This is a genomic window from Providencia sp. PROV073, assembly GCF_033688125.1.
Lineage (GTDB): Bacteria > Pseudomonadota > Gammaproteobacteria > Enterobacterales > Enterobacteriaceae > Providencia > Providencia hangzhouensis.
Map to the genome: position 1 here is coordinate 931,034 of NZ_CP096353.1, position 14,882 is coordinate 945,915.

Sequence of the window (14,882 nt, forward strand, 5' to 3'; positions counted from 1 at the left end):
CAGACAAGGTCATAGCGCTTTCAGGTCGTGATACTAAACTATCCTCAATTGCCGCCGTGCTAGAGCTCGAATTATTTTGAATACCAATTTGTTTTCGTCATATTTCGCATTGTGACATTGTTGCTGGCACTGGCGTGCGGATATACTTAATCGTTATGCAGCCATTTTGGTCGGCAGGCGTTGGTCTATCACATCTTGAATCACATTTAGCCGTTTCACATCTTCCAATGTAAAAAATTCCGCTCTATAAGCAGTCATGTGCCCCCCTTAATAGTTAGCTTACGTGACGGACACCTTAACTTAGCCCAGAGCGGACATTACAATTTTGCTATTACAGCGTTTGATCGCTTAAGCTCCTTTATGTTAACACTATGTATTAATTACTTTTTTTATGCATTTTTTTATCTAAGTAGTCAATCCGTGATTGAATATCGGTGTAACCTAGTTGATAAGCTCTCTTGTATAAGTTGATCGCCTTCTCATAACTTTGAGGAACACCTAGTCCCTCCTCATACATTAAGCCCAAATTAATTAACCCGCCAAGCCCTTCTTTATTTGAAGCATCTTGATAGAGCTTTACTGCTTTATTGATATCGACTTGAACACCAAAGCCATGCTGATAAAGCAACCCCATTGAATTCATTGCCGCGGGATCTCCGTTTGCAATGCCTATTTCATAGCATTTTATTGCCTCATCATAATTTTCTAAATCACCGTACAAATAACCTAATCGAGTAATCGCAAAATCATTACCGAATTTAATCGATTCTTTATACCATTTTTCAGCCAACTTAGTGTTTTTCTCTCCTCCTCGACCATCTCTATATAAATCACCTAAACTCATCATAGCGCTGCTTGATTTATGCTTTTTAATTGCTATTTCAAACATTTCTTTAGCTTTGATGTAGTTATTTTCGTATTTATATAATATACCTAAATTGTAGTCTGCGGAGGATGACCCAAGTTCAGCGGCTTTTTGATAAAGTAAAATGGCCTCATCTTTTCTCCCTTGGTCTTCTGTTAGCATTGCTAAACGATTCATCCCGTTTGCATCATTCTTATCTGACAGTCTCTGATAAATTTCCTCTGCCTTTTCGAGATTTTTTGCGACACCAGTACCCGTTTCATAAAAACGCCCGACGATTAATAAAGCCTCATCATCCCCTTGTTTTGCTAAAGCCTCACACGCAAGAAAATTATTCTCTTCAGGAATACATTTAATCGCAGGTTCAGAATAAGACAATACGGGATTGCATAAGAGTAGGAATACTGTGACTATTGTAATTTTATTGTTTAACATAATCAAAATTCACCTAAGAAAAGTTTTCATAGGGGTCATAAACAAACCGCAGTAAATAGATAACCTCAACATTTTCTTGCATGACACGAGGATTTCGAGATACCCGAGATTTTAGAATAAAATCCATCCCTCGTAGAGTCGGAGGGATTACACCAAGTTCTGCTGCTGTATCTATTGTTCGTTTAACACCTTTTACTGATGTTACGCCAAAATCCTCTGTTCCTTTTACCCAGGGATTACTGAGTGCCGTTTTAACCGAAGGTTCATCACCATCACACCGATAATAAATTGATTCATCTAACCCGTTAGGGGTAAACATTCATTGGAGCGATTATGTGCGCTTTTAAGGTTTTTCAAAATTCGACGATAAATAGCCAACCTTTTTTCCATAGCTTCATTAGCATCCATGATTTCACCGTTTTTGCAGTAAAACCACTCTAAATCCCCACACTGCATACAATCCCCCACCTTATCCTTAAGTTAAACTTAAATCATAAATGAAAGAGAATTAAATGAATACATTTAACTTTGTGTTTATTGATTACCATAAGACCCATTATGCTAAACGAGCAAGTTTAGAGAATAAAACAGCCCGTTAGACATCATAAAACCGCCTCAGCGCGTTTTTAGCAACGTTGAGATTGAATGCGAAAACACACTGAAATCGTCGAAAAACATAAACCTGTTTTGTGGTGATTAACGATTTAACCAACCGAGTCAACGAGGGTTGTAGCCGAATCAATTAGGTAAAAGACACGTGGTCATGTCTGTCTATTTGAGGGATAAAACTTTCTTCTACTACGCCAGATTAGCTTGTGAAAAATATTTAAAAGTTCATTCGGAAGACTTAGCTAGCGTAAGTAATTTATTATCAAAAATGCAAATGTCATAAAATAGGCTTCTATTACATTAATAGACAATTGAATAAACATAGTCGGCTAACTTACTATCAAAAGGTAAGATCATTACGCTTTCAGACCATGATATTAAATTAGGCTTAATATCTCAAAATTAACCCCCCATCATAGAAAAAGATCAGTTGCATGCCTCTGCGACTAATAAATTGGTTGAGGAAATTAATAAATTAAATTCTAAATCACAAGCCGAGAAGTTTGCAGTTGGGATTGGTGCTTATGATCCTTCTATGGAGAAAACAGCATTTGGGTTTAGTAATGGTAAAGTCAGTGCGGAACTCGTTATGTTTTTATTGCTTTATGTGAAAAAAAATGGCTTACTAAAGCCAAATGCTACATAAGGAAATCGCATGAAACACCAAATAATCATGAGAATAATTGGATCTGAACAGGGGTTAATCACGAAAGACCTTTCAAATTCAAAAAATGATGCGATCCTAATTAATTCAATTAGTTATTCTAGAGAAAAAGATGAAAATGGCACTCCAATTCTACGATTGACGATTGATAAAGATTTGGGGCACTCAACCAAATTTATCTTTGATGCTATCAAAAACGATGAAAAAATAGATATTACTCTTAAATATTTTATTGATGGGGAAGAACCTTCTATTATCAATTATAACAATGTCATTATTGATAGTATACAATCGTTATTTTGTGCTGAAGGATTCAATTTCGATGATAACCTTGCGATAAGACAAGGTAAACCGTATGAATTAATTCAAGTGATTTCATATAATTAAGTATTATAACCTTGATGGTGATTATTATAAATCACCACCATCAAAATGAAAAACAAGACTATTTACACCAATTAAGATAAAAAGCTATATATTAGTATCAGAGGTCATAGTGAAAATAAGAAATATAGATAAGTTAAATAAAAATGACTTTATCAAACTTAGTTCAATTCATTCATCCATTGGAAAAGGGGATGATTTTGATTCATGGTTTGAAGAATCAGTATCAAGTAAAAAGATTCCCAAAATATTGTATTTGATTTATATTATTAACTATTTAACTCTTGTTTTTTTTATGGGGGCACCATTAATTCTATCACTAATACCTTTAACAATCGCATATTTAATCCCTGTATTAATGGTTTTATTTATAGACTCAGTAAATAGTAAAATACCTTTTTTATTTTATCTATCCATAAAATTTAAACTTTTAATTCACTAATGAAAATAAAAAAATTATAAAATACTAATTTTCGTCACTATGTAATTCAAGAATCAATTTCAATTTTATTGCTGATGCTGTTAATGAATATAATAACATTGGCTTATTTCCTATAGCTAATTTTCTTTTATAATTTTCACTAGTCCATCTTTCTATTCTAAACCCGACGTTATCTGGAAAATAGCGTTCAAAAAAACCTAATTTTCTTAATCCTTTAGAAGTTTTTGTTGGTAATTGTCTTATTTCAGTTCTTTTCTTTGGATCAATAATTTTAAATGCTCCAAAACCGATATAAAGATTATTTACAAAATCAACATCATAATAAATTTTCTTAGCTGTGATGCTATCTCCACCTAATGCTATAGTACCTTGTTCTATTAAAAATTTAACTGGATCTTGTCTAAAGTTTATTTCACCATCAGTTAACTCATACGTAATATCAGAAATACCTTGATATACACGACCTCCACCATAGGCCATGCTTATCGCACCGGACGTTTTCATTCCGTGACTTCCAATTGTTTTACCTATTCTATAACTAAAAATACCAACTGCTGTTTGAATTGCACCACCTAATATATCAAGGCTCTTGTCACCATAAAAAAGCCAGCCTTCACCAAAATAAGACCTAGTTGCATTATATAGTTCTTTACTTGCCTTTCTTAATTGGGAATACGCTAATTTTTCTGATTCATATTCGAGTTTAATTTCCTCAGTGTATTTATATATATCGGGCCAATTCCCCGTTGAACCTATATTCTCTCTAAACCAATCCCGAGTGCTATCTACTCGTTGATGCCTAGCATTATTATTATACAGTGCTATATTAAAATCAGCTCGGATCAACCTTATAACTTCATTTATTTCACTTCTGTAACCTTGTTTACAGTAGGGGTCGTCAAGAAAATACCTTGCAGATAACTCAGATATTTTTCTTAATTCATTTGCATACCATTCAAAGGTCTCTTCTGGGCTAGAGAACATTAAAAGCTCCTTTCTTCCCATATACTGTATGTACTAGTACCAGCAATAACATGCTCCCAGGTAACCGATTTAAATCGAAACGATACAGACTCTTCTGGTTGGGCTTGATTGTGAGTAACAGAATTAGGATAAAAACAATTTAGGTCAACAATTGAGGCATCTGTCAGTTTTATTTTATAATACAGCTCTAACCCACCATTCATTGATGTTCTATAAAAAGTAAAGTCGCACGTTAATATCTCACTCGATGTTAATGCTTGAGAAAGTAGTGGGGAAGACTTATCAATTGGCTTACGAATACTAATAGGCTGAAAACTGACATTTTGATGCATCGATAAATTAGAAGACAACTCATTAATAAGAATTTCGTTTTCGTGTCCCTTTTGATACTTGTTTCCGATAGAATCTATCGATGAGCATCCTTTCGAGATTAAACCTTGTTTATTTCCTTTTAGCGTAAGATAAATTATATTCGCCATTTTAAGCATTCCCTTTGTCATTAAAAACCAATATAGATAGTTCACAATACCATATACATTACTTAAGTTAAATATCATGATTTAGCATAGATTGCGTTTACCTTGATTTTAAAATTTCCATAAGACCTATTATGTTAAACTGGCGAACTTAGTGTCTAAAACACCCGTTAGGCATCATAAAACCGCCTCAGCGCGTTTTTAGCAACGTTGAGATTGAATGCGAAAACACACTGAAATCGTCGAAAAACATAAACCTGTTTTGTGGTGATAGACGATTTAACCAACCAAGTTAACGAGGGTCGTAGCCGAATCAATTAGGAAAAAGACACGTGGTCATGTCTGTCTATTTGAGGGATAAAACTTACATGAGGGGAGAAAATAAGAGTGCTAATTTTGCTTGTGAGTATGATGGATTTTTAGATGATATGATTTTTAAAGAGGGTGTTTTTTTGCAATAAGTTATCCTCCAGAAAAAGAAGATGAAATAGTCGTCAGTGAAGAAACTTGCTTTTACTATGCCAGATTAGCTTGTGAAAAATATTTAAAAGTTCATCCTGAAGACTTAGCTAGCGTAAGTACTTTATTATCAAAAATTCAAATGTCATAAAATAGGATTCTATTGCATTAATAGATAATCGAATAAACACAGGCGGAGGCGGCTATAATTTTAGCCGCCTGTGAATTCTTATCGACACATTTTAGGTAATGTTTCTTTTTTGGGGCTACTTACCCAGTAAGTGTAAGAAATGGATATGTTTTTCGTATTGGTCTAGGATATCGTGAATGATCTGCTCTTTTGCCCAGCCCATCACGTCATAATCTTGCCCACCTTCTTTTAAGTGAATTTCAGCGCGATAGTAGCGTTGCTCCTCGCTCTTTTCATCATCACTTTCTGTCCCCATACCCGATAACGCAAATGACGGTTGAATATAGTAACGGAGGCGAACTTCGTATAAAAAGTTCATATCTTCGCCTAAATCCACTTCAAAACCTATTCGGTCATCTTTATCAGTATGGATATGGCATACAGTACCTTGCTTAGCCAGTTCTTCAGATACCATTTCCATTGATGGCTTCACAGATTCTTCCATAAAGCGTTTAACATGCGCGCGTTTAGGGAAATATACGATGTTACGCAAGCGTCGCTGCCACGGAATAGGGTTACGGCTGGCAGTTGGTGCAATGGTCGCTAACTGTTGGCTATCGCGCTTATAGGCATCGACTCTTAAGGCTTTGAACAAGCCATAAATGGAGGCGAGCAAAACGACAGCAAAGGGAAGAGCACTCGCAATTGTCAGTGTTTGTAACGCTTGGAGACCACCTGCGAGTAACATTGTTATCGCAACGATACCCATTAAACCCGCCCAAAAGATACGTTGCCAAACAGGGGTATTAGAATCGCCGCCTGAAGCTAAAGTATCAACCACCATTGCTCCTGAATCCGCTGAAGTCACGAAAAACACAATGACCATTAGCATAGCAAAGAAAGATAAAACCGAAGAGAATGGAAAATAATTAAGGAATTCAAACAAAGCGAGAGATACGTCTGCCTGAACAGTTTCGGCTAATAAGGTTGCGCCTTTATTTTTAATTAAATCAATCGCTGTGTTACCGAAGAATGTCATCCACATTAAAGTGAAGCCAGCAGGGACAAATAATACCCCCATGACAAATTCACGAATACTACGACCGCGAGAGATACGGGCAATAAACATACCGACAAATGGCGACCAAGATAACCACCATCCCCAATACAGTAGTGTCCAGCCGCCTAACCAATTACTTGATTTGGGTTCATAGGCATAGAGATTGAAGGTTTTATTGACGATCTCTGAAAGGTAGCCACCTGTATTCTCAACGAAAGATTTTAAAAGAAGCACAGTTGGCCCTAAAGCAACGATTAATACGAGCAATAGAAATGCGAGGCCAAGATTGAGTTCCGATAAGATACGGATACCTTTATCTAGCCCTGAAACAACGGAAATTGTTGCAAGCCCTGTAAAAATGATGATCAAAGCCACCTGTACGGTTTCGCTGACTGGTAAACCAAATAAATGGTTCATCCCAGCGTTAACTTGCAGTACACCGAAGCCTAAAGATGTTGCAACACCAAATACCGTCCCTACTACTGCAAATACATCAACTGCATGGCCTATTGGGCCATAAATACGCTCACCAATAATGGGGTAAAGGGCAGAGCGTAATGTGAGAGGGAGACCGTGGCGATAGCTAAAAAACGCTAAAATTAATGCGACAATGGCATAGATAGCCCAAGCATGTAACCCCCAGTGGAAGAACGTTAAGCGCATGGCTTCTTTTGCGGCTTCAACGGTTTGCGGTTCACCTACAGGTGGGTTGAGGTAGTGCATTACGGGTTCTGCAACCCCAAAAAACATTAGCCCAATTCCCATACCTGCTGAGAAAAGCATGGCAAACCACGAGACATAGCTAAAATTGGGTTGGGCGTGGTCAGGGCCTAATTTTATTTGCCCATAACGGGAGAGTCCCAGATAAGTCACACTCAAAAGAATAATAGCGACGGCTAGAATGTAAAACCAGCTAGCATTATTGAATAAGTTTTGCTGAAGATGACTTAGATGAGATTCTGCGACTTCTGGCATCAAAGCGGCAAAGCCAACGATAACCAAAATAATAACGGCAGAGCTATAAAATACAGGGGGACTAATTTTAGAACGAATTTTTTTAGAATCAGTATCAATTTGACTCATAACAACCTTCTTTTGTTTTGTTTTATTTTATTTTTGGCATACCGATATCGACAAATATGCAGCGAGCTGTCCTTCTTAATGAAACAATGAATAATTGCGAAAAATTTCCCCTAAGGAAACGAGATAGAAAGAACAATAATATGGTGTTGAGGGCAGGCTAAACTGCCAAAAATAGCGATGAAACCCGGGTCTTTATCACCTTCATAAGTTAAAAAATAGGCGGTTATACTGCCATGATACGAGTGAATGATCAACAATATCGGGAAATAACATTAAATAGAGGATAAAAATATCATGTTAATTATCATTAAATTAATAATTAACAGTGCAGTATTTACATGTTTTACCAATAAGTTAACGCAAATGAGTGAAAGTAAGTACTAGATAAGTAAAAACCTTAGATAAATGGAGGTGGAAATGTGATTAGCGTAATTGGCTATCCTTACTGCCACGCCGATTATAGCCACTAAATGTAGATTGTTTTTTATCTAATTCATTTTGGCAGTTGATACAGAATTTAACGCCGGGTAATGCTAAACGGCGAGCCTCAGGAATTGCCTCACCACACTCTTCACAAAACTCGGCACTTTCACCTGAGTGCAATTGGCGACGAGCTTTCGCTACCGCATCATCAAGAGTGGCATCAATTTGTTCTTGAACAGCATCTTCATTTGCCCAACCATTTGCCATCATTCACCTCTGTTTGATTAAATATTGACCTATATACCAATATAGAGGCGAGAAAATTTAATTCAAGGGCAATTATTACTCTAAAGATAATGTCATATAAATGTGGTCCATTCCCTCTTCATCATACATTTCTCCCTCAGTTTGGTACCCCAGAGTATGGTAAAAATCAATGGCAGTATATTGCGCTGAAAGAGCTATTTTATGGTAATGATGAGAACGGCCATATTGCTCTACAAATTTCATTAATTCACGTCCTAGCCCTTTACTTCGGTGTGATTTTTGTACTGCGACACGGCCAACTTTGATAAGATTGTCTTCAAGTAGTACACAACGTAATACTGCAGCTGGCTGCCCATCTAAATACAAAACGACATGTAATGCGGACTCATCATATTCATCGACATCGATATCAGCGGGAAACCCCTGTTCTTGAGTAAAAACTTGTTGGCGCAGGTTGAAAGCATCAGTAAGGAGTTCTGGGTTTGTGTACCCCATGCTATGTTTAATTTGCATTAGTTTTCCTGGTAGCTAGCGAATAAGAAACATAATTATATCGTGGAATGGCGAAAGAGTTAGGTGGGTTTTGTTGTTTTTTTGCACCAAATAAGAATGCAGGCATTTAAAGCCCACATTCTTGAAGGGAACTGAGCGGAAAATTATTTTTTATTGGTTTCTGCGTCATTTTCTGCTTTGAGCGATTCCGTTTTTTCTTTCATATCGGTTGCGACTTCGTCAGCTTTATTAATCGCATCTGTTTTAACTTCTTGGCTCAGTTCTGACGCATTTTGTTTTAACTCTTCAGCTTTATTTTGCGCATCTTTCGTTAATTCATCAGCTTTTTGTTCACCATCTTCTTTTAATTGCTGGGCTTTTTCTTCAGCTTGTTTAACGGTGTCACTTGGTTTGGATGAGTCATCACAACCTACGATAACTGTAACAATTCCCGCGAAAAGAAGTGAAGTGATGAGTTTTATATTCATAAACATATCCTTAGCACGATGCTGGTAAAAATGTTATTAAAGCTCGATATTGGCATAATCGCCAATGTGTATATTTAACTATAGTTGAAATTAAGTGAGTTATAAAATAATTAGGTAAAAAACTGAAATCGTTATATTTTTTTTGATTGTAAACTCAAGTGAATGCTTTTTTTTGGAAAGTCATCTCTTGTTCCATGCTATAGAGTTATAAAATATAGAAAACCAAGCTAAACTGTTCGAACTTATTATTAAATAAATAATGAAAACAAATGTATGGCTTAGATAACAAAGGAATAGCATTATGGCGTACTATTATTCGTTGATTATTTTAAAATTTATTATCGGTTTTGCCATTGTTATCACTCATATGAATCTATCGGGAAAAACGCAGCTTTCCCAAATGACTCCTATTGATTTTATTGGTAATTTTGTTTTAGGAGGTATTATTGGTGGGGTGATTTACAGTGATACTATCCCATTGTACCAGTATGTGACTATTTTAATTATTGGTGTTTTGTTTATAAGCTTTTTGAACTTTTTAACAAAAAGATTTAATTTTTTTCGTAATGTGGCCATTGGTAATCCCATACCTATCATTAAAAAAGGCCAATTTATAATGGAAAACATCTTAGAAAAAGCCAATAAGATAGATCTCATCAATATTTCATCTAGAATTCATGCACAAGGCATTCATTCCTTTCAAGAAATTTATTATGCACAAATAGAACCTGATGGGCAGCTAACCATTATTTGTGATGAAAAAAATATGCCATCAGTGATCCTGATAAAAGAAGGGGTTATTAGAAGCTATGGTTTGGAATCTATCGAAAGAGATGAAGCTTGGTTAATGCAGCAAATTGAATTACAAGATATTGAATCAATAAACGATATTTTCTTAGCTGAATTTTGGCGTGGTGAAGTCACGTTTATTTTGCGGGATGGTAAAATAAACCGCAAGGGAGCACAGCATCTGAAAGTTATAGCTTAAATGAATAGGTCGGTGAAATGCAGATAACATTTCACCGACAGAGACCTAATTATTGTTTTAAATCATCATAAAGCATTAATGAGGATTTATTATCTGGGTCACCAATATAACGAGGTTGAGGTTTAAATGCCTCATTAAACAGGCTTTTTTCGGGCTCAAACCCAGTATAGTTTAAACCTGCTAAATCAGACCACGCGTAGATAAAGTCCATATTACTGAATGGTCGGGTTGTTTTATCATTCAAATCAAATTGATGAGTTGATAGCCACTCAGGTGATTGCCAAACTAGGAAAGGCACATTATAAATGACTTTACTTGGCTTACCTTCACTACGCCCTAACATTTTATGAGGCGGGGTATCATAAACATCTTCACCATGGTCTGAGAAAAACACCAGAAAACCATTTTCTTTTGAAGAATCAAAGTCCTTGATTAATGTTGAAACAACATAATCGTTATAATGTTGTGCGTTATCGTAAGCATTATAATCTTTCACTTCATCATCATTTAGGTTAGCGGGAACCACGCTGTCTTTATCTTTGAAAATGGCTTTATCTTCTGGATAGCGGAACTCATAGCGCATATGTGTTCCTAACAGATGGACCACGATAAATTTCTTTTCTGCTGGGTCTGCAAGCGCTTCTTTGAATGGTGCAAAAACCACGTCATCATAGATACGTGAGCTTTGAGCCATATCATTATTCAAATAATATTGCTTATCTGTTTGGCGAGAGAATGCCGTTAATAAGGTGTTGCGTTCAGTCATCGTCTGCTGGTTAGTGATCCAAAACGTTTTAAAGCCCGCTTGCTTCATCATGTTCATCATAGAAGGGCGCGAATTGAATAGTTCAGGCTCAGTTTGTGTCGCAAACGTCAGAATTTGTTGTAGTGCTTCAATAGTATAAGGTCGCGACGTCACAACATCATTGAATACGGATAAATTAGCAGGATAATCCCTTGCAAGTTCATCTAACTCAGGTGTCGTTGGGCGTGAATAGCCATATAGGCTCATTCTATCGCGGCTGGTGGACTCACCTATTACTAATACAAATGTGCGGGGTGTATCACCGTTTGCATCGACAAAGTTTTCTAATGGTGGAATTTTACTGTTGTCGCGGATTAATTCTTCCATGTTTGCTAGCTGGTTTTTATATAAAAAGTAACCACTCACAAACTGCCATGGGGCAGCGTAGGCGAGTTTACTATTTAAATATGATGCGACATTGGCCATTGGTCGGTCTTGTTTAATGCCTTTGTTATAATAAGGAATACCGAACAAAATAACTAAAATTAACAATGAAATACCGATTCGCCCTGATTTTGGCAGTGTTACCGGTTTTAGACGTGTCCATAGAAAAATTGCGACTACAGTATAGGCGAGTATGACACCTAAGACTTTGAAGCTAAAATATTGTTTAAGGAATTCGCCTGCTTCATTAGTATTGGTTTCAAACATCACAAACATGACACTTTGGGATATTTGATGCCCATAAACCACAAAGTAGGCGAGGGCAACTACCGAAGAAAGCCATAAAACAATACCAATTAGTCCCGCAACTAACTTAACTTTTTTAGGAAACAGTAGGGCAGGAACCAGCCAAAGAGAGCTATAGAGTAGTGAATCTCTTAGGCCAATAGAATTACTTTGCCCTGTTACGAGCACATACAGTTGTAATAGTGATGAAAAATACCAAAAGTAGATTAGTAACCAGAACAGTGAGGTCCAGCTAAATTTTTCCGAGTGTGTAGTGTTACTCATAGGTTTTTAAACTCTTGTTTTCTATTATTGTTAAATCGAATTGAAAAATAATTGAGAAATCGGTTTTTAGATATAAAGACGTAGTTTAAGTTCCAAAATATATTATCTATAAATAATATTTCCTTAATAATCATATAACCGTTTGTTTACTAGAGTTTTTTAAAAGCTGTTTTGTTCGCTTGGAATTGGGCAGCTATCGTGATATTCAATTATAGACGATGTTTTGCTAGCCATTGTTAAAATAGTAAAATGTCCAATTAGCATTTGTCATCGTCTTTACGCCATTGGTACTATCCTTTGATATATTTATGGTATATAAGAAAATTTGACGAATGCATCAATGAAGGGTGAGAGCAATACATGTTAGATAATTCATTTGTGGCTTTTTTAAAATCACCTCTATCAATCAGGGTGTTGCTTTCATTGCTAATAATTATTGATGGCGCAATGATTTTAAAGCCTGTATTAAGTGCTTATACCGACTACATTGATTGGCGCGAGTCAGGGCTAACACAGTGGTTAAAATCACTCGGCTTTATGAAGTTACTGGATATTCCTCGTTTTTTATTGGGAATTTCACTGATTTTCCTATCGTTATTTATGGTTAACGGAGCCCGTATTGCTTGGGTGTTCTCCTTATTTTTACTTGGGATTATTTCATTTGTTGACCTGCGGTTAACACAAGAAAACATACATCAAGGTTATTTTTCCCTCTTTTTATTGGTTGCTTTGTGCCTTTTTTGGAAGTTGTATCATCACCATAGCTTAACCAGTGCTGGCTTTGTGGCAATAACCTGTATTATTGCATTATTGCTGTATTCCATTTTTGGTACTTTATATATTGGTGATGAATTTTCACCAGTGGTTAAAGACGGCACAACGGCCTTTTATTTTGCTTTAGTCTGCATGACAACGGTCGGGTTTGGTGACATTGTTCCGGTTACAGTGGATGCGCGTGTATTCACGGTGACGGTGATTATTTTAGGAATTACAATTTTTACCACTTCAGTGGTTTATATTGTTGGGGTGTTAGCGAAAGGTACGAAAGAAATCGTGCGTAAGAGGTTTTCTTATATGAAAAATCATTATGTGGTGATTGGTAGCACACCAATGGCTGTCAATGTCTATCAAGGGCTGAAAAAACGAGAGCTGCCGGTGGCTGTGATTTGCCAAGAAAACCATCGCAGTCATTATCCCGAAAAAGATAATATTGTGACCGGTGACCCAACCAGTTCCGAATTGCTCGCCGCTGCTAATGTTAAACACGCAAAGTGTGTGTTAGTGATGACAGATAGCGATTCGCTCAGTACTTTCGCTTTATTGGGAGTGAAAGAGCAAGCAGGGGAAGGTAGCTCGGTAAAAACCGTGGTGCTAATTAACCAAGAGAGCAATATGGATAAAGTTCGCTTACTTAAACCTGATATGTTGTTTTCATTATCTACGCTAGGTTCAGAGGTTTTGATGCAAGTGCTTTGCGGTGAAGCAATATCGAGCGACTCTATTAGTGATATGCTGTTGAACAAAGTTGCAAAAAGCTAACCTTAAAATAAAAATAACGGGAATTGTGCTTCATGCTAAGTGCTCAACAAGTGAGTTGCCATCGGCAAAATAGGGTGTTATTCCATCAACTTGATTTTATAGTGCAACCTAGTGAAATCTTGCAAGTTGAAGGGCCAAATGGAGCGGGGAAAACAACCTTGCTACGAATGATGGCTGGGTTATTAAAACCTGATGAAGGGGCTGTCTGTTGGAATAATCAATCGATTGATAAACTAAAAGAAGAATTTACTCGTCATTTACTTTATTTAGGCCACAAACCAGCGGTTAAATCATTATTAACACCTTATGAAAACCTCAAATTTTATTACCAAATGCACCATAAAGGGCATGAAGGTGAGCGTATTTGGTCTGCTTTAGAAGAAGTTTCGTTAATTGGTTATGAAGATATTCCTGTTAGCCAACTTTCTGCTGGGCAACAACGGCGTGTTAATTTAGCGAGGTTATGGCTAAGCGAAGCTCCTCTGTGGATACTTGATGAGCCTTTTACCGCAATTGACGTGGCGGGGGTCGCTCGTTTAACAGAACGTTTTCATCAGCATGCAGAGCAAGGGGGGATTATTTTGTTTACCTCCCACCAAGCGATGTCAGGGCAATTTGGTTCACTAAAACTGACGGGTGGGGTTGAATCATGTTTTGGTTATTAATTAAAAGAGAGCTTAAAATTGCGTTTCGAGGTTTTTCTGAGCTCGTTAATCCGCTATGGTTTTTCTTAATTGTTATCACACTATTTCCCTTGAGTATTGGTCCTGAACCTCAATTATTAGCGCGCATTGCGGTTGGGGTGTTTTGGGTTGCGGCCATTTTATCTTCACTATTATCACTAGAGCGTTTATTTAAGGATGACTACCTTGATGGCTCCCTTGAGCAACTGTTACTCGCACCGCATCCTTTATTTATCACTGTATTTGCGAAAGTGATTGCCCACTGGTTAGTCACAGGGCTGCCCTTGATCTTGTTATCCCCTGTTGCGGCATTAATGTTGTCTTTTAGCGCAGACACACTATTTGTATTAGTAGGGACATTATTATTGGGCACACCTGTATTGAGTTTTATTGGGGCGATTGGTGCAGCATTAACCGTTTCCTTAAAAAAAGGCGGTGTCTTGGTGAGCTTGCTTGTTTTACCGCTGTATATTCCTGTGCTGATTTATGCAACAGGTACGATGGAAGCCCACAGCTTTAAAATGCCTCTCGATGGCTATTTTGCCATTCTTGCCGCGTTATTTGCCGCCAGCATCACCTTTTCGCCACTCGCTATCGCCGCTGCGTTGAAGCTTAATATTAGCAATAGCTAATTATTTTTCTCTCGTCAAAA

At 36.9% G+C, this 14,882-nt stretch carries 17 protein-coding genes; 8 read left to right on the forward strand and 9 right to left on the reverse strand.

Annotated elements, in window-relative coordinates; all coding sequences use genetic code 11:
• Positions 1–376 precede the first annotated feature (376 nt).
• Together M1F17_RS04005 and M1F17_RS04010 are read right to left on the reverse strand one after the other, a co-directional pair.
• Positions 377–1,300, reverse strand: coding sequence for a tetratricopeptide repeat protein (locus M1F17_RS04005; protein WP_094962179.1), 924 nt, complete (start codon positions 1,298–1,300; stop codon positions 377–379).
• A 13-nt stretch (positions 1,301–1,313) separates the two neighbouring features.
• Positions 1,314–1,619, reverse strand: coding sequence for a hypothetical protein (locus tag M1F17_RS04010; RefSeq protein ID WP_004905280.1), 306 nt, complete (start codon positions 1,617–1,619; stop codon positions 1,314–1,316).
• Positions 1,620–2,339: 720 nt separating this feature from the next.
• On the opposite strand from M1F17_RS04010, the gene M1F17_RS04015 reads away from it, so the two are divergent.
• The 3 genes from M1F17_RS04015 to M1F17_RS04025 all read left to right on the forward strand — a co-directional run bounded on the left by M1F17_RS04015 (position 2,340) and on the right by M1F17_RS04025 (position 3,399).
• A complete protein-coding gene (locus M1F17_RS04015; RefSeq protein ID WP_004905277.1) occupies positions 2,340–2,555 on the forward strand; it encodes a hypothetical protein in 216 nt (71 codons plus the stop codon).
• Positions 2,556–2,564: 9 nt separating this feature from the next.
• Positions 2,565–2,960 carry a hypothetical protein gene (locus M1F17_RS04020; RefSeq protein WP_112307870.1) on the forward strand — a complete coding sequence of 132 codons (396 nt, stop codon included), beginning with the start codon at positions 2,565–2,567 and terminating at the stop codon, positions 2,958–2,960.
• A gap of 109 nt (positions 2,961–3,069) precedes the next feature.
• A complete protein-coding gene (locus M1F17_RS04025) occupies positions 3,070–3,399 on the forward strand; it encodes a hypothetical protein (protein WP_094962182.1) in 330 nt (109 codons plus the stop codon).
• Positions 3,400–3,423: 24 nt separating this feature from the next.
• Here M1F17_RS04025 and M1F17_RS04030 read toward each other — a convergent pair whose 3' ends face one another.
• Both M1F17_RS04030 and M1F17_RS04035 read right to left on the reverse strand, forming a co-directional pair.
• Positions 3,424–4,383 carry a hypothetical protein gene (locus tag M1F17_RS04030; RefSeq protein ID WP_036958546.1) on the reverse strand — a complete coding sequence of 320 codons (960 nt, stop codon included), beginning with the start codon at positions 4,381–4,383 and terminating at the stop codon, positions 3,424–3,426.
• Positions 4,383–4,862 carry an Hcp family type VI secretion system effector gene (locus tag M1F17_RS04035; protein ID WP_094962184.1) on the reverse strand — a complete coding sequence of 160 codons (480 nt, stop codon included), beginning with the start codon at positions 4,860–4,862 and terminating at the stop codon, positions 4,383–4,385. The genes M1F17_RS04030 and M1F17_RS04035 overlap by 1 nt, the downstream gene beginning before the upstream one ends.
• Positions 4,863–5,346: 484 nt before the next feature.
• Between M1F17_RS04035 and cdiI the strand changes: the two genes are divergently transcribed.
• A complete protein-coding gene (gene cdiI, locus M1F17_RS04040; protein WP_231665161.1) occupies positions 5,347–5,469 on the forward strand; it encodes a ribonuclease toxin immunity protein CdiI in 123 nt (40 codons plus the stop codon).
• 115 nt (positions 5,470–5,584) lie between these two features.
• On the opposite strand, the gene M1F17_RS04045 is transcribed toward cdiI, so the two are convergent.
• The 4 genes from M1F17_RS04045 to M1F17_RS04060 form a co-directional block, all read right to left on the reverse strand.
• The gene (locus tag M1F17_RS04045) at positions 5,585–7,591 is read right to left on the reverse strand and encodes a BCCT family transporter (RefSeq protein ID WP_094963056.1); all 2,007 of its coding nucleotides are present in this window, start codon (positions 7,589–7,591) and stop codon (positions 5,585–5,587) included.
• Positions 7,592–8,014: 423 nt separating this feature from the next.
• Complete coding sequence (locus M1F17_RS04050) at positions 8,015–8,281, reverse strand: DksA/TraR family C4-type zinc finger protein (RefSeq protein ID WP_036958544.1); 267 nt, start codon at positions 8,279–8,281, stop codon at positions 8,015–8,017.
• Between the two features lie 75 nt (positions 8,282–8,356).
• Positions 8,357–8,794, reverse strand: coding sequence for a GNAT family N-acetyltransferase (locus tag M1F17_RS04055; RefSeq protein ID WP_004905264.1), 438 nt, complete (start codon positions 8,792–8,794; stop codon positions 8,357–8,359).
• 143 nt (positions 8,795–8,937) lie between these two features.
• Positions 8,938–9,261, reverse strand: a complete 324-nt coding sequence (locus tag M1F17_RS04060; RefSeq protein WP_036958543.1) for a hypothetical protein — start codon at positions 9,259–9,261, stop codon at positions 8,938–8,940.
• A 301-nt stretch (positions 9,262–9,562) separates the two neighbouring features.
• Here M1F17_RS04060 and M1F17_RS04065 point away from each other — a divergent pair, with 301 nt between their 5' ends.
• Positions 9,563–10,249: a DUF421 domain-containing protein gene (locus M1F17_RS04065; RefSeq protein ID WP_004905262.1), complete on the forward strand. Its 687-nt coding sequence runs from the start codon at positions 9,563–9,565 to the stop codon at positions 10,247–10,249.
• A 49-nt stretch (positions 10,250–10,298) separates the two neighbouring features.
• Here M1F17_RS04065 and cptA read toward each other — a convergent pair whose 3' ends face one another.
• Positions 10,299–12,008, reverse strand: coding sequence for a phosphoethanolamine transferase CptA (gene cptA, locus M1F17_RS04070; protein WP_094963057.1), 1,710 nt, complete (start codon positions 12,006–12,008; stop codon positions 10,299–10,301).
• Positions 12,009–12,368: 360 nt separating this feature from the next.
• Between cptA and M1F17_RS04075 the strand changes: the two genes are divergently transcribed.
• Genes M1F17_RS04075 through ccmB form a run of 3 tightly spaced genes read left to right on the forward strand, consistent with a single transcriptional unit; the run spans position 12,369 to position 14,862 of the window.
• The gene (locus M1F17_RS04075) at positions 12,369–13,547 is read left to right on the forward strand and encodes an ion channel (RefSeq protein WP_096864750.1); all 1,179 of its coding nucleotides are present in this window, start codon (positions 12,369–12,371) and stop codon (positions 13,545–13,547) included.
• A 32-nt stretch (positions 13,548–13,579) separates the two neighbouring features.
• Positions 13,580–14,212 carry a cytochrome c biogenesis heme-transporting ATPase CcmA gene (gene ccmA, locus M1F17_RS04080; protein ID WP_004914240.1) on the forward strand — a complete coding sequence of 211 codons (633 nt, stop codon included), beginning with the start codon at positions 13,580–13,582 and terminating at the stop codon, positions 14,210–14,212.
• A complete protein-coding gene (gene ccmB / locus M1F17_RS04085) occupies positions 14,197–14,862 on the forward strand; it encodes a heme exporter protein CcmB (protein ID WP_272536619.1) in 666 nt (221 codons plus the stop codon). The genes ccmA and ccmB overlap by 16 nt, the downstream gene beginning before the upstream one ends.
• Positions 14,863–14,882 lie beyond the last annotated feature (20 nt).